We start from the raw sequence: 15666 nt of genomic DNA, 5'->3' as shown, positions 1-15666 counted from the left end.
GGTACTACCAATCTATGGTGTTAGCAACCCACAGCGCGTCTGATTGTTGAGGTTGAGCAGTTAAGGATCCGCCCGATGCGAGCGAGGCTCATGCCCTGGCGGCGCAGATCTTGAGCGAGTACGACCAACTACGCATCGCGATCGTCACCTGGATCGAACGCACCTACCACAGGCACCGCAGACACGACCACCTCGACCGCCTGACCCCCCATCGAATGGAAAACCACCATGAACTAGACAGCAAGCACCACCCAGACCCGCTCCACGACCCCTACCCTCACCTGCATAGACGCAGATTCTCGTACTCAACGTGTTTCACATGTCCGTGCTGCACCACGTGTCGTGGAAGCGGGGTATGCCGTGCGTCTTCGGTCGGATGCTATCTGGCGATGAACGCCGAGACAGGCACCATCCCAACAATCATTAACATTCCTCGATAGAAGAGGACGAGTCGCAAATCATAAAATGACGGCGTCCGCCGACAATCACTCAAGCAGCTTTGTCTCAAAGGAGACAACAATGACGACGTTGAAGAGGACTGTGATCAGTGCACTGACTTCGTGTGCGCTCGTACTCAGTGGCGCTGGAGTCGCGTACGGCTCCACTGATACTGTCACAATGCAAGACCGTGATAGCGTGTCTGTCACGGTCGAGAGTACGACATTTGAAAGAGAATCTGAACAGACGAGAGCGATTCCTATAGCGGCTATTGTTGCCGTTCTGATGGCAGGTTACACCGTGGCTTACAATGATGGTGTTGCCCGTGCTGCCACAGGCCAAGTGACATGGAGTATGTGGAGCGGCGACTGGGGATGGGGTCTGATGGGAGCTGCTTATGGACTCGGTCCGGTGGGAATCGCCGGATACCATGGATGGAGTCACGGGTTCCAGAAAGAATGCCCCAATCACTCGTACTGCTACTACAGGTGAGAGGAAGTGACAAGCACAATGGCTCAATGGAAGGACATGAGCGCGTGGGGAAAGGTCGGTCGCGCCTGCGACTGGCTGACGATCGCGGTCCTAGTGATGAGCTTCGGGTACGCGTTGATCACGAAAAGCCAAACTCCTGAGAATACCTGGATGGTGGCATTCCTGCTGTTCACGGTGGGGCGGGGTCTGGGGGACTATGACCGCAATCGGCGCCGGATCATGGACGAGCAAGCCGCAGCCCTCCAAAACGGCCAGTAGCATCTTCCAATGCCGCATAGTCGGGGATAGCGTCGTCACGCTAGCCCCGACTATGCGTTGTTCTGTGTCTGTGTCACCCCCGGAGGGAGCTTTACCGTCGGGCGGCTAGAATCATCGCCATGACTCCGCCGATCGAATTGCCCCTTGAAGCGACCCGGGCGCACCTGCTTGACGACTCCGAAGGCGACATCCTGCGAACCGTCACCTCATCGGGAAGTCGAATCATCACCCAGACGGTCCCCGCAACCCGCTCGGTCGCACTCAGTCTGTGGGTGCCCGTCGGGTCGCGCGACGAATCCGCGGACTTCGCCGGATCCACTCACTTCCTCGAACACCTCCTCTTCAAAGGGACGACGCGGCGCAGCGCCCTCGACATCGCAGAATCCTTCGACCGGGTCGGCGGGGACTCGAACGCGGAAACCGCCCGCGAACACACCGCCTACTGGGCGCGGATCCTCTCCGACGACCTTGATATGGCGACCGGCGTCCTCGTCGACATGCTCTCCAACTCGATGCTCACCCCCGACGCCTTCTCCATGGAGCGCGGCGTCATCCTCGACGAGCTCGCCATGGCGGAGGACAGTCCCAACGAAGTCGTCCACGACGCCTTCCAACTTGCCGTCCACGGCGACACACCTCTGGGCCGACCCATAGGAGGAACTCCCGACGTCATCTCATCGGTCACGCGCGACGCCGTCTGGGAGCACTACCGCCGCCACTACGCGCCCGACTCCCTCGTCGTCGCAGCCTCGGGCGCCGTCGACCACGACAGGCTCGTCGCACTCATCGACGAGGCGATCAGCGCCTCCGCCTGGTCGGACGCCCCGACCAGCGCCCAGCCCAGGCCTCGCAGGTCGATGACCCCGGAGGCGACGCCCGAGCACGAGTACGAGGTCATCCGCAGGCGCACTGTCGAACAGGCGCACCTCATCGTCGGAACGAAGGGCAGGCGAGTCCACGCCGACGAGGGCCCCACCATGTCGGTGCTCATCAGCGTCCTCGGTGGCTCCATGTCATCGAGGCTCTTCCAAGAAGTGCGCGAGAAGCGCGGCCTCGCTTACACGACCTACGCCTTCGAATCCGCCTACACCGACACTGGCACCGTCGGCATGTACGCGGGCACCTCGCCCTCGAACATCGACGAGGTCCAGCGCATCATGATCGGCGAACTCGAAGACCTCGCTGCCACCGGCCCTACCGACGCCGAACTCGAACGTGTGCGCGGCCAAGTCCGCGGCTCAGTCGCCCTCGGCTTGGAGGACAATTGGTCGAAGATGATGCGCTTGGGGCGCTCCGAAGTCTCAGGGCGCTACAAGACCGTCACCGAGTCCCTCGACGCCGTCAACGCCGTCACCACCGATGACGTGCGCGCCCTCGCCGCCCAGCTCGTCTCCCAGCCGCGCGCCCGCGCCCTCGTCCTTCCTGAGAACTGACACACCCCTTAACGATTGTGGACCGCTACCAAATCTGGTAGCCTAATAATCTGCTGGTCGTTATTAGTTGCACGGTCAGCGTATGGCCCCCGCAAGGGGGCCTATGTATTTGATCTGGGGGTCGATGTGGATCGTTGTGCGCTCCTAGTAGATGCGGGATACTTCTATGCCGCGGGGATACGCGCAGCATTTGGAGAGAAGCTGAGACGCGACCAGATTCGCCTCAAGGACCCGATGCGGATGATCGATAAGCTGGTTGAGATCTCTCAACGATTGGCATCGGATGTGCCGCTCCTGCGTACCTACTGGTATGATGCCATGCCTGGAAATCAATTGTCTGCGGATCAGGCTGAATTGGCGCTGTTACCTTCTGTCAAGCTTCGGCTCGGCGTTCTCAACGGCGCCGGACAACAAAAGGGAGTTGACTCCCTGATCGTCACAGATCTTATCGATTTGGCTCGCCATCGAGCAGTCGTCGATGCGGTCGTTCTCTCCGGAGATGAAGATATTCGCCTAGGAGTGCAGTTAGCGCAGAACTATGGTATTCGCGTCCATTTGCTCGGCGCCGGGGACGTGTCAAGGAATATGAGCAGATTGCTGCGCCAGGAAGCGGATACTGTAGAAATACTGCCGAGTGAGTGGTTCACCGAGGTTCTCGAAGTTCCGGGCTCAGTAACAGGGGCCACAACAGCGCCGACGGTCGAAAGCGTGGTTGATTGCCAATCGACGCAGGTCGGCATCGGGAGGCGATCAACACGACGAGTCGAATTGGATCCCATTGAGGGAGAGACGATTAATGATTCGATTAGCAGAGTGGTCCACCAACTCGTCAACGGAATGGACGAAAGAGATAAGGAGCAGATCCGAGCGCAGATCGAGATCGCGGGGAAAATTCCCAGAGAATTCGACGGTCGTTTGATTGCCTCGGTATCGAAGCTCCAGGGGAGTCGACGGTTGACTGCCGATGAACTGAATGTCATTCGGCAGGAGTTCATTCGTGCTGTCGACTGAATACGTTTTAGCATTCGTGAACGCATGAGTCTGCCTTCCCGTATGTGCTCCCAACTGCGAACGCCGCAAACGCCGTCACCACCGATGACGTGCGTGTCCTCGCCGCCCAGCTCGTCTCCCAGCCGCGCGCCCGCGCCCTCGTCCTTCCTGAGAACTGACACACCCGACCGATAGGAGCATCATGATTCGCGTAGCCGTCACCGGAGCCAAGGGCCGCATGGGATCGACGGTGGTCGATGCCGTCACCGCGGCGCCCGGCATGGAGGTCGTCGCGCAACTCGACGCCGGGGACGAGATCACCTCCCAGACCCTGTCCGGGGCGCAGGTCGGAGTCGACTTCTCCATCCCCGCCGTCACCGAGTCGAATGTGCACGCCCTGCTCGACGCGGGTGTTGACGTCGTCGTCGGCACGACCGGATGGACTGATGAGTCCTATGCGCGCGTCCGCGAGCACGCCGAGCGGGCGGGCAGAAATGTCCTCATCGCTCCGAATTTCGCGATGGGAGCCGTCCTCGCGATGAAATTCGCAGCCCTGGCCGCCCCCTACTTCGAGTCCGCTGAAGTCGTCGAGATGCACCACCCGAATAAGGTCGACGCCCCCTCGGGCACAGCCGCCGCAACCGCGCGCGGCATCGCCGCAGCCCGCCGGGATGCCGGGCTGGGCGCCATACCGGATGCCACACAGACCGACCCGGAGGGCACCCGCGGGGGCAGGATCGAGGGGATCCCCGTCCACGCGGTCCGGCTGCGCGGACTGACCGCGTCGGAAGAGATCCTTTTGGGCAACCCCGGAGAGCAACTCGTCATCCGAACCGATTCCTTCGACCGCATCTCCTTCATGCCGGGGGTTCTCCTCGCGATTCGCTCGGTCGGCGAGCACCCGGGACTGTCCATCGGCCTCGACACCTACCTCGGACTGTGACCGGCCTCTCTCCTCCCTTTCCTCTCTCTTTCCTTTTTTTTTTTTTCTTCCTTCCCTCCTCCCCCTTCCTCTCCTCCTCTCTCTTCTTCTTCTTCTTCTCTTTTTTCTCCCCTCCCTCCCTCTCCCCTCCTCCCCTCCCCCCCTCGCCTCTGCGCCTCATGCTCCCGCCCTCCTCCCAGATCGCCGTTGACGATGAACGTCTCGCAGCGCAGTGGACCGCCACGCTGTCTGCGCCTGCGCCCCCCGGGTGCCTCACCCTCGTCGCACTCCATGCGGACACGGTCGTCGGCTTCGCGGCATTCGCACCCGCAGAGGAAGCGGCTTCCGATTCGGATGTGATCGGCGCGGGAGCTGAGATCCTCGACCTCGCGGTCGACGAGCGCTTCCGCAGATCCGGCCACGCCTCCCGGCTCATGTCGGCGGTCGCTGACTTATCGGAGGCTCCGACGCTGCGCATATGGATCGCATCGGGCGACGAGGCGCGCCTGAGATTCTTCCACTCCTGCGGATTCGCGCCCTCCTCGTTGAGGAGGAGACTGCCCGTGGAGGAGGGGGAGCCGCTCGTCCAACACCTGTGGTGGGCGGGCGTCGACGAGGGCGCGACCACCGACTGAACACAGGATGTGAAACGGCCTCGGACGTGCATATGCTCACACCATGAGTCACATCCCCCCGCGCCTGTTCGGATCCCTCGCCCCCGCGATGGTCACGCCCTTCCATGCAGATGGCAGCATCGACCTCGACTCCGCGCAGCGCCTCGCCCGCAAACTCGTCCTCGACGGTTGCGACACGATCCTTCTGTCCGGAACCACCGGCGAGTCGCCGACGACCCACCAGCCGGAGAAGAACGACCTCACCGTCGCCGTGAAGGAGGCCGTCGGGGATCAGGCGTTCATCCTGTGCGGCGCCGGCTCGAACGACACGGCGCATGCGGTCCGCATCGCCGAGGGCGCCCAGGCCCACGGCGCGGACGGCCTGCTCGTCGTGTCCCCCTACTACAACCGCCCCTCGCAGGCGGGCCTCATCGCACATGTGCGCGCCATCGCCGACGCCACCGACCTGCCGGTCATGCTCTACGACATCCCCGGGCGCACCGGACTCGCATTCTCAGACTCCGCCCTCGACGATCTGGCGACGCATCCGCGGATCAGGGCGGTCAAGGATGCGACGGGGAACGTCGAACAGGGTGTGGAGCGCATGCACCGCACCGGCCTCGAATACTACTCGGGCGATGACGGGCTCAACTTCGCGTGGATGACGGGCGGAGCCTCCGGTTTCGTGTCAGTCGTCGGCCACGTCGCCGCATCCCGCTACCGCCGCATGATCGACCTGCTCGACGCGGACCAGGTGTGGGAGGCGCGAGAGCTCGCCTATTCGCTGCGCCCCCTCGTCAGTGCGATCATGGGCGGCGGCCAGGGGGCCGTCATGGCGAAGCACGCCGTCCACCTCCAGGGCCTCATCGGCACTCCGACCGTGCGCTTGCCGCTCGTGCCCGCATCTGATGACGAGGTCGACCGCCTGCGACGCGCCCTCGAGGCCGCTGAGCTCCTCTGATGGGGACTGAACACCCTGGTGCGGAGGGCGGGCAAATGCGTCAGCTCGGGCGCTGGGAGCCGGGGCGGCGTCGGGGCGTGGCACACTTAGAGTCATGAAGCCTCTGTACGAAAACCTGTCCGCGCCCGAGCCCCTCGAGGACGGCGCGCTGCGTGTCATCCCACTGGGCGGCCTGGGCGAGGTCGGACGCAATATGAACGTCCTCGAATGCGACGGGAAGCTGCTCATCGTCGACTGCGGCGTCCTTTTCCCCGAGGTCTACCAGCCCGGCGTCGACCTCATCCTCCCCGACTTCACGTGGATCGAGGACAGCCTCGAAGACGTCGTGGGCATGGTGCTCACCCACGGACACGAGGACCACATCGGCGCCGTCCCCTACCTGCTCAAGCTCCGCGACGACATCCCGATCTACGGCTCCGACCTGACATTGGCGTTCACCGAGCCGAAACTGCGTGAGCACCGCCTCCCCGCCGGGGACATGCACGTCGTCAAGAGCGGCGACCGTGTGACGGTCGGCCCCTTCGACCTCGAATTCGTGCAGGTCACCCATTCCATCCCGGACGCCCTCGCCGTGTGCGCGCGCACCAGCGCCGGAACCGTCCTCATCACCGGCGACTTCAAGATTGACCATCAGCCTCTCGACGGGCGCCCCACCGACCTGCCCGCGCTCGGCCGCATCGGTTCGGAGGGCGTCGACCTGTTCATGATCGACTCGACGAACTCCGAAGTTCCCGGGTTCATCCCCTCCGAACGCGAAATCGGCCCCGTCCTCGACCGCATCATCAACGAGGCGACCGGGCAGGTCGTCGTCGCCTCCTTCGCCTCCCACGTGCACCGCGTCCAGCAAGTTATCAACGCCGCTGCGAATGCGGGGCGCCATGTCGCCCTCGTCGGGCGCTCCATGGAGCGCAATATGCGCATCGCCCAAGACAAGGGCTACCTCACCGCCCCCGAGGGCCTTATCGTCGACATGGGGGAGATCGCCGCCCTCGAACCCGATAAACGCGTGTACATGGCGACCGGCTCGCAGGGAGAACCGATGGCGGCACTGGCCCGCATGAGCTCCGGCTCCCACAAGTCCGTGACCCTCGAAGCGGGGGACACCGTCATCATCGCTGCCTCCCTCATCCCCGGCAATGAGACCGACGTCAACCGCGTCATCAACGACCTCACGCGCCTGGGCGCCAAGGTCTTCCACCGCGGAAATGCGAAGGTCCACGTCTCCGGGCACGCATGCCAGGGTGAATTGCTCACCTTCTACAACCTCGTCCGCCCCCGCAATGTCATGCCGATCCACGGCGAATTGCGCCATCTGGTCGCCAACGGCAAGCTCGCCGCATCCACGGGGGTCGACCCCGCCAGGGTCGTCCTCGCCGACGGGGGAGTGTGCGTCGACCTGTGCGACGGGCAGGCATCGATCAGCGGAGCCGTCCCCTGCGAGTACGTGTACGTCGACGGGCGCTCAATCGGGGAGATCTCCGAGGAGGAACTCGAGATCAGGCGCACTCTCGGTTCTGAAGGATTCATCAGCGTCTACGCGGTCGTCGAACACGATTCGGGGGCGGTGCTCTCCGGTCCGACGATCCGCGCGATCGGCATGGCCGAGGACGAGTCCGTCTTCGACGAGATCCTGCCCGATGTTGATGCGGCGCTGAAAGAGGCGGCGTCCCCGGGCGGTAAGGATCCGTACATCCTGCAGCAGGCGATGCGCCGCGTCATCGGTCGCTGGGTGGCGCGCAGGTTGCGCCGCCGCCCGATGATCGTGCCCGTCGTCGTCGAGCAGTGACGGATAGGACGACGATACTCCCATGACCGCTCGCTTCGTTTCCACCCACTCAGTAGTGCTGGTCCTGCCCATGCACATCGCGCATTCCCCGGTGCGCGGTGCCTCGATCCACGCCGATGCGGCCAGTTCGAGGCCGGGCGGCGGCTTCACCACGCTGAGCGCGGTCGCCGCCCAGGGGATATCCGCCGCAATGGCGTCGCCCCTGGGGACGGGCCCGAACTCGTACACGGTGCGCCAGCAGCTCATCGCCGAGGGGATCACGGTCCTCACGCAGGAACTCGTCGGCGACATTGGTGTTGCGATCCAGCTTATCGAGCCCGACGGGTCGATGACGTCCATTGTGACGGCGGGCGTCGAGTCCGAACCCTCGCGCACGGCATTGGACCGCCTCGTCCTCACCCCCGGGGACCTCATCCACATCACCGCCTCCGACTTGGCGAACCCGCATTCGGCGAAGGTCCTCGCCGGGTGGGGGGCCGCCTTGCCCTCGTCGGTGACGCTCGTCGTCGCCGTGTCGCCCGCCGTCGAGCAGGTGCCCGTCGAATGCTGGCACCAACTGCTCGGACGGGCCGATATCGTGACGATGAATGTGCGTGAGGCGGCCGCCCTGACGGCGATTCTCGCCAAATATGAGTCGGGCCTGTCGATTCGCACCCTCATGAAGCCGGAGGCGGCGCTTGTGAGGCGCACCGGCAGGATGGGCTGCGAGGTTCAGCTCGGCCGGGGTGAACTGCGCCTGCAGATCCCCCCATTCGAGACGCATATCGCAGATACTGCGGGTGTCGGCGATACGCATATCGCGACCATGTGCGCGCAGCTGCTGCGCGGCAAGGATCTGGAGGAGGCGTGCCTCATGGCGAATGCGGGGGCCGCCATTGCGATCAGCCACGAGTCCGCGCTGCCCGTACCGGCCCTCGATCAGATCAACCACGTCCTCGAGACGGGTTCTGCGACCGGCATCATCTTTTAGAAACGTGAGGTTCTCGCGCTTCGGGCCTCATCGGCGCGCCTGTTCGGGGCTGAGTTGGCGTCGCGGTAGCGTCGAAGCATCATGGCATCACGTACCCCTGTTTCGGGGAAGAAGGGGAGGAACGCCCAGTCCGGGCGGACCTCTTCGGCTTCTTCTTCGGCGATGAATCAATCAGGACTGCTCGCGCGCTTCTTCGCGGCGGGCGGGCGGGCGTTCATAGCGGCGATCACCGCTTGGAGGGTAACCGATGCACAGGTGAAGCGCGATGCGCTTGCATTCGTGTGCCTGGCGGCTGGTATTCTCGTCGCGCTGCGGGAGTGGTTCCGCATCTCCGGACAGGCCGGCGATTTCATCCATCACGGGGCAGCCGGGGCCGTGGGGCTCTTCTCCGTCGTCGTGCCCATCGCCCTCATCGGATTCTCCGTCGAATTGTTCCGGGCTCGCAGCGGCAATCACGCTCTGCCGCATCATGTGGCGGGCGGTCTCGGAATCGTTGTCGCGCTGACGGGCCTCGTGCACGTCAGCCAGGGCAATCCGTCGGCGCAGGATTTCGAGGCGATCGAGGGTGCCGGGGGACTGATCGGCTGGTTCATCGCGCGCCCCCTCACGATCCTCCTATCCGCATGGGGGGCGGGCGCCGTCCTCGTCCTGCTCTTCGTCTATTCGCTGCTGCTGGCGACTCGGACGCGCGTTGCCGATGTCCCCGATAGGGCGCGTCGCCTGTGGGATGTGCTGAGTCGCAGAACACGCCCCGACTCGTCATCGGATGATGCCCAGTCCGCGCGCTCACGCCTGCGCGAGGGGCTCGCAGCGGGCGATGACCCCTTCCTCGATCAGTACGATGGGGACGAGTCCTTCCGCACTGCGCAGCTAGAGTCCTCCCACGACGAGGCCGTGCTGCTCACCAATGCGCCCGCGGGCGACGATACTGCGACGCAGCTCGCGATCGGAGTGTCCCCATCGGCGCCAGACGCCCCTACCGAGCAATTCGCGCCGTTGACGAACGAGGCCGACGCCCCGACCGCGTCCACACCGTCGATCACCCCGCCGCCGATCACCCCCGCCCCCGATGGTGCCGAGGTCCAGCCCGACCTCGACGAGTCGATCACCTATACGCTGCCCGATGATGCGCTCCTCGTGACGGGTCCGCCCCACAAGACCCGCTCCACCGTCAACGACCAGGTGGTGCGCGCCCTCGGCCAGGTGTTCAACGACTTCAAGATTGACGCGCAGGTGACGGGCTTCTCCCGCGGACCGACGGTCACCCGCTACGAGGTCGTTCTCGGGTCGGGGGTCAAGGTCGACAAGTTGACGAACCTGTCGAAGAACATCGCCTACGCGGTGGCCTCAGCCGATGTGCGCATCCTCGCGCCGATCCCCGGCAAGTCCGCGATCGGCATCGAGATCCCCAACACCGACCGTGAAAATGTCGCCCTGGGCGATGTGCTCCGCTCGGGTGCGGCACTGCGCAATCAGCATCCCCTCGTCGTCGGCGTTGGGAAAGACGTCGAGGGCGGGTATGTCGTGACGAACCTGGCGAAGACACCGCACCTACTGGTCGCCGGCCAGACCGGTTCGGGTAAGTCGAGCTTCGTCAACTCGATGATCACGTCGATCATGATGCGTGCGACACCCAACGAGGTCCGTATGATCCTTGTTGACCCCAAGCGCGTCGAACTCACCATCTACGAGGGAATCCCGCATCTCATCTCGCCGATCATCACTGACCCGAAGAAGGCCGCCGAGGCCCTCGAATGGGTGGTGCGGGAGATGGACGCGCGTTACAACGACCTGTCGGATTACGGCTTCAAGCACATCGACGACTTCAATAAGGCGGTCGCCTCGGGACAGGTACAGGCTAAGCCCGGCTTGGAGCGGACGCTGCGCCCCTACCCGTATCTGCTGGTCGTCGTCGACGAACTCGCCGACCTCATGATGGTGGCGCCCCGCGATGTGGAGGCATCCATCCAGAGGATCACACAGTTGGCCCGAGCAGCGGGCATTCACCTGGTGCTCGCCACGCAGCGCCCGTCGGTCGATGTCGTCACGGGTCTCATCAAGGCGAATATCCCCTCCAGGCTCGCCTTCGCGACCTCGTCGCTAACGGACTCGCGCACGATCCTCGACCAGCCGGGTGCGGAGAAGCTCATCGGTCAGGGTGACGCCCTCTACCTCCCGGCGGGGGCATCGAAACCGATGCGCGTCCAGGGCGCATGGGTCTCGGAGTCGGAGATCCATAAGGTTGTCGCCCACGTGAAGGAACAGATGCGGCCGCACTACCGCGATGATGTCGTCGTCGAGCAGAAGACGACGAAGGTCGCTGAGGATATCGGCGATGATCTCGACGATCTGTTGCAGGCGGCGGAACTGGTCGTCTCTACGCAGTTGGGGTCGACCTCGATGCTTCAAAGGAAGTTGCGGGTCGGCTTCGCGCGCGCCGGACGCCTCATGGACTTGTTGGAGTCGCGTGACATCGTCGGCCCTTCCGAGGGGTCGAAGGCGCGTCAGGTCCTCGTGCAGCCCGAGCAGCTGCCCGAGGTGCTCGCCATGCTGCGGGGGGAGTCGACCTCGCTGGGCGAGGCCGCGACCGCGGAACAGCCGGATCCGGTGTCGGATGGGGGAGCGGACGAGGGCGACGAGGCGCTCACCCCGCTCGCACATGCACCGGCTGATGACACACGCAGTGCCTCGTCTTCGTCGGACCCTTATGCTGGACATGACTTCGGTGGGAATGTGCCCGACTGGATCGACGAGGACCCGGAAGGAGACGAAGACGCATGGCAGCTCACGGGCCGCTGAGCGCACGAGAGAGGAGCGAGGTCATGGATGACAATGTGTCGCAGCGTCGGCATGACCAGAAGGCATCGTTGGTGAACCTGCCCAATGCGCTGACTGTTCTGCGCCTCGTCTTGGTGCCCGTGTTCATCCTCCTCGCGCTGCAGTCCGGGGAGCCGCTCAGGTGGTGGGCGGTTATCATCTTCATGGTCGCCGCCGCCACGGATCAACTCGACGGGCACATCGCCCGCTCGCACAACCTCGTCACCGACTTCGGGCGCATCGCAGACCCGATCGCGGATAAGGCGCTCACCCTGTCGGCCTTCGCCGTCCTGTCCCTGGCGGACATCCTGCCGTGGTGGGTGACGATCCTCATCGCGGTGCGCGAGCTGGGTATTACGGCTTTGCGCGCGGTGCTGCTGCGCCGCGATATCGTCGTGTCGGCGAATAAGGGCGGCAAGCTCAAGACTGTGCTGCAGATCCTCGGCATCTGGCTGCTGCTCATCCCGTGGGATGCGATCGCGCAGCGCTATGACGCGGTGGCGCCCATCGCCCGTGGGTTCTCCATCGCCGGACTTATCGTCGTGGGGCTCGCTTTGATCGTGACCCTCTGGTCGGGCTGGGTGTATGTGTCCGAGGGCGTTCGCCTGTGGAGAGCGTCCAACGAGCAAAGTTGAGTCTGGGCGACGCAATTCACAGGTTCTCAGCAGATATTCAGTTTTATGTCAAATGGCTCTATTAAGCGGAAAAGTCGTTGCACGCGGCGGGGTGGATACTGTTTCACAGTCTTCGACTGTGGATTGAAGATGCACGGGTGCGCCCACTCGGTCTAGAGTCGGGGTATGAACACTTCCCGTACTTCAACGCCGCTCCTGCGTACCGAGCTCGGCGACGTGCTGCGCGGACTGCGCAAGCACCAGGGTCGCACTCTGCGGGAAGTGTCCTCCATGGCCCAGGTCTCCCTCGGATATCTCTCCGAGGTCGAGCGCGGCCAGAAGGAGGCCTCCTCGGAACTCCTCGAAGCGATCTGCACGGCTCTCGGCGTGCCCCTGTGGTTCGTTCTGCGAGAGATCTCCGACCGCATGGCGCTCCTCGACGGCGCAGTCGTCCCCGATACCGTTCCGGACGATCTGATCCCCGTCACCCTCATCTCCTGACGGTGAAGCGCTCAGAGTTCTGGGAGGGCGTCGACACAGTCTTCAGCCCCGCCCTCGGTCGTTCCTACGCCTCGGACCTGTACATCCCCGCCCTCGGCGGTACCTGCGTCGATGCCCTCGACGCCCATGTCGAACCGCAGCAGGTGTGGAACGCCCTCCTCGATGAGATGGGCGTCGACGAGGCCGCTCGTTTCCTCCACCGCGTCGACCCGAAGGAGCGGTGAACGCAGCAGCAGGACATGCCCTGGGATCGCCGTGTACTGCTGCCTCGTCAGTGGTGTGACGTGGGTGAAGACGCGTTGGAAATGCATACGGGTAACAGGCATACGAAGCATGTTGAGGGAAACTGGTGGTTGAGAACAAGCTTCTTGTTGGGGAACTGAGGCTGTGTCATCTCATGATGGAAATCGTGATACGCCTGACCTTGACATTGTGGTGATGGTCCGCGATACGGGAGATGCTATCGAGGTCACCTTTCCGATCTTCGTCACTCTCATCTCCTGACGGTCGAATGACTGATGGTGGTCCGATTTCATCGAGTATGGTGACGACCCAGATCGGACCCAAGTACAGCTACTCGCCACCGCAAGTCATGTTGCTCTATGACGATGCTGGGGGTCTGTTGTAGGTTTGGGTGATAGTGGGTATGTAGTTTGGTGGGTTGTTGTGGTTGTGATCTTTTCGTGTTCGGTGGGGTTAAGTGTGTGAGGTGGTTGTGCTTACAGTGTTGGTGGTGGGTGCGTTTGATCCGGGTGGTGATCGCGATACGTAGGTCTTCGCGGTGAGGTTATTCTCGGGTAGTGGGTGCCTGGTTTGTGCGGATGTTGTGTCCGTGGGAGGGGATGTTCATTATGAGTCAGTAATGACGTCGGAGGTATGCTTCGGGGTGTCGGGTGGAGGCTGCGTGGTTGGTTATTGAGTCTGGTCGGTTAATTGTTAGGGTTGCTGCAGAGCTTGGTGTGAGTGTTGGGCTACTGGGTAATTGGGTTAAGCGGGAGCGGTAACGATGGGGTAGTGAGGATGGTTGGAGGGGAGTTGATCTTCGTTTTGAGGATGCTCGTTTGCGTCGTGAGCGTGCTGAGGTTCGTTTAGATAACGTGTTCTTGTCAAAAGTTGCAGCCTTCTCTTCGTTGCAAAGCAGTGAGAGAGGAAAAGTTTCAACTAATGGAGCAGGAGAAGGCGCATTTCAGCAGTATATGTATGGCCAGACTCTTAAAAGTGTTTCGTTCCGGCTATTACGTCTGGGCGACTAAAGACGACGCTAAACACATGGGTCTTGATTCATGTCAGGCATTTGTTGAAGATCTTGACCAGCATATTTATGTGCTTTGGGAAGATTCTGATGAAGTCTATGGTGCTCCTCGATTCACTGCGATGCTTGCTAAGAGGGGTATCAAGGTGAATAGGAAAACCGTGGCTAAATGTATGAGAGTAATGGGTGTTGAGGGGATCTCGCCGCGTGTGTTCGTGCCGGTGATCACAATTGCGTCGAAGAAGAAATCTACATTGCCTGACGTGGTTAAACGGTTGTTTGATGTTGGCGAGCTCAACCGCGTATGGCTCAGTGACATTACCTATCTGCGCACTGGTGAAGGCTGGCTATACCTGTGTGCGGTGCGTGATGGTCATTCCCGCTGTGTGATTGGCTGGGCGATGGATGATACCCAGTCTACTGACCTGGTACAACGAGCATTACAGATGGCGTACACGTTGCGCGGTGAGATCCCTAAGGGGGGGGCTTGTATTCCATGCTGATCGTGGGAGGCGGTACATCAGTGACCGGATATGGCGGGTCTGTCAGGATCTGGGGATCGCCCAATCCGTGGGGCGTACTGGCGTGTGCTTCGATAACGCCATGTCGGAGTCATTCTGGTTAACACTACAGACCGAATTCTATGATCGAAAGAAGTGGCTCACACGTCATCAAGCACGCAAGGCAGTCGCACAATGGATCAAAGTAGTCTACAATCAGCGCCGCATACACTCATCACTTGGAATGCACACACCCGTGACCTTCGAAAACTCCATCATCAAGGATCCCGCCAAGCCAGACCCAGTTACCCCCAAAGCCGCTTAACAAACTGTCCACAACTTGCAGACAACCTCAGTAATTAACGGTGGAAGATTGGTCTGAATCTCCAGGGTCTGGTGTGGGGTTGGTGGCAGGGTGGGTGGGGTGGTGGTTGGTGTCTGGCTTATGGTGGTTTCGCGTTTGGTGGGGGTCAAGTGTGTGAGGTGGTTGTGCGTGCGGCGTCTGTGGTAGGTGTGCTCGATCCGGGTGATGATTGTGATGCGCAGTTGGTTTCGGGTTGCTCATCTGTGCCGGTTGAGAATCGTTCTTTTGTAGGAGACTGAAGAACAGTCTCCATGGCGGCGTTGTCCCCACACGAGGCGACCGTGCTCATGGGGGCGGCTAGGCGGTTGCGGGCGAGGGCTTTTGGGTCCTTCGTGGACCGGAACTGGCTTGCTCGGTCCGAGTCCACGATGCAGCCAGCAACCTCGCCGCGCATACGGACGGCATGGGTGAGCGCGTCGACCGCGAGCCGTGCTTTCATCCTCGAGTCGATCGAGGAGCTTGTCGAATCTGGTGAGAAGACGTCTGTCGGCACACACATACAGCGTGCCCTCACCCCTGGGATGCTCGGTGATATCCGTCAACCACCACTCGTTAAGGGGCCTAGACGTCGAGCTTGTGGCGCACGACCCCACGGGAGTCGACGATGGTGCACGGGTCATCATGCACCGCCGGTCCCGGGCCGACCATTTCGGCCCCTGTTTCTTGCCGAATAAGCTCGTGAGAGGCAGTGAGTTACATAGGAGATAATCTCAGACCATGGCCCCTGCAAAGTATGACCCACCGATCGAGTTCA

Annotated in this window: 14 protein-coding genes and 1 pseudogene; 14 read left to right on the top strand and 1 reads right to left on the bottom strand. The window is 62.3% G+C overall.

The window, feature by feature from the left end; genetic code table 11:
- Positions 1 to 20: 20 nt before the first annotated feature.
- Complete coding sequence (locus tag BQ7471_RS11870) at positions 21 to 128, bottom strand: helix-turn-helix domain-containing protein (RefSeq protein WP_083663189.1); 108 nt, start codon at positions 126 to 128, stop codon at positions 21 to 23.
- A gap of 391 nt (positions 129 to 519) precedes the next feature.
- Here BQ7471_RS11870 and BQ7471_RS10985 point away from each other — a divergent pair, with 391 nt between their 5' ends.
- From BQ7471_RS10985 to BQ7471_RS11865, 14 genes and pseudogenes are all read left to right on the top strand, one after another.
- Positions 520 to 930: a hypothetical protein gene (locus BQ7471_RS10985; protein ID WP_129583308.1), complete on the top strand. Its 411-nt coding sequence runs from the start codon at positions 520 to 522 to the stop codon at positions 928 to 930.
- An 18-nt stretch (positions 931 to 948) separates the two neighbouring features.
- Entirely contained in the window at positions 949 to 1188 is a 240-nt protein-coding gene (locus tag BQ7471_RS01960) for a hypothetical protein (protein ID WP_076463819.1), read from the top strand.
- A gap of 119 nt (positions 1189 to 1307) precedes the next feature.
- Entirely contained in the window at positions 1308 to 2621 is a 1314-nt protein-coding gene (locus BQ7471_RS01955; RefSeq protein WP_076463818.1) for a M16 family metallopeptidase, read from the top strand.
- A 240-nt stretch (positions 2622 to 2861) separates the two neighbouring features.
- Complete coding sequence (locus BQ7471_RS01950; protein WP_076464375.1) at positions 2862 to 3632, top strand: NYN domain-containing protein; 771 nt, start codon at positions 2862 to 2864, stop codon at positions 3630 to 3632.
- A 181-nt stretch (positions 3633 to 3813) separates the two neighbouring features.
- Positions 3814 to 4554, top strand: coding sequence for a 4-hydroxy-tetrahydrodipicolinate reductase (gene dapB / locus BQ7471_RS01945; protein ID WP_076463816.1), 741 nt, complete (start codon positions 3814 to 3816; stop codon positions 4552 to 4554).
- A 158-nt stretch (positions 4555 to 4712) separates the two neighbouring features.
- Positions 4713 to 5168, top strand: coding sequence for a GNAT family N-acetyltransferase (locus tag BQ7471_RS01940; protein ID WP_129583307.1), 456 nt, complete (start codon positions 4713 to 4715; stop codon positions 5166 to 5168).
- Positions 5169 to 5211: 43 nt separating this feature from the next.
- Positions 5212 to 6108: a 4-hydroxy-tetrahydrodipicolinate synthase gene (dapA, locus tag BQ7471_RS01935; RefSeq protein ID WP_076463813.1), complete on the top strand. Its 897-nt coding sequence runs from the start codon at positions 5212 to 5214 to the stop codon at positions 6106 to 6108.
- A gap of 94 nt (positions 6109 to 6202) precedes the next feature.
- Complete coding sequence (locus BQ7471_RS01930) at positions 6203 to 7894, top strand: ribonuclease J (protein WP_076463812.1); 1692 nt, start codon at positions 6203 to 6205, stop codon at positions 7892 to 7894.
- A gap of 22 nt (positions 7895 to 7916) precedes the next feature.
- Positions 7917 to 8864 carry a PfkB family carbohydrate kinase gene (locus BQ7471_RS01925; RefSeq protein ID WP_205408231.1) on the top strand — a complete coding sequence of 316 codons (948 nt, stop codon included), beginning with the start codon at positions 7917 to 7919 and terminating at the stop codon, positions 8862 to 8864.
- Positions 8865 to 8945: 81 nt separating this feature from the next.
- On the top strand, positions 8946 to 11663 hold the full coding sequence (locus BQ7471_RS01920) for an FtsK/SpoIIIE family DNA translocase (protein ID WP_076463810.1): 2718 nt from the start codon (positions 8946 to 8948) through the stop codon (positions 11661 to 11663).
- Between the two features lie 23 nt (positions 11664 to 11686).
- Positions 11687 to 12316, top strand: a complete 630-nt coding sequence (gene pgsA / locus BQ7471_RS01915) for a CDP-diacylglycerol--glycerol-3-phosphate 3-phosphatidyltransferase (RefSeq protein WP_076463809.1) — start codon at positions 11687 to 11689, stop codon at positions 12314 to 12316.
- 165 nt (positions 12317 to 12481) lie between these two features.
- Positions 12482 to 12796 carry a helix-turn-helix domain-containing protein gene (locus BQ7471_RS01910; protein WP_076463807.1) on the top strand — a complete coding sequence of 105 codons (315 nt, stop codon included), beginning with the start codon at positions 12482 to 12484 and terminating at the stop codon, positions 12794 to 12796.
- A 2-nt stretch (positions 12797 to 12798) separates the two neighbouring features.
- Complete coding sequence (locus tag BQ7471_RS01905) at positions 12799 to 13020, top strand: DUF3046 domain-containing protein (RefSeq protein ID WP_076463806.1); 222 nt, start codon at positions 12799 to 12801, stop codon at positions 13018 to 13020.
- 669 nt (positions 13021 to 13689) lie between these two features.
- Positions 13690 to 14873 (top strand): annotated as a pseudogene (locus tag BQ7471_RS11865) (IS3 family transposase).
- Positions 14874 to 15666: the final 793 nt, after the last annotated feature.

This window comes from Actinomyces mediterranea (genome assembly GCF_900155595.1).
Taxonomy (GTDB): Bacteria; Actinomycetota; Actinomycetes; order Actinomycetales; family Actinomycetaceae; genus Pauljensenia; species Pauljensenia mediterranea.
Note: the sequence above shows the minus strand (reverse complement) of the source record. Positions and strands in the feature narration are given on the sequence as shown.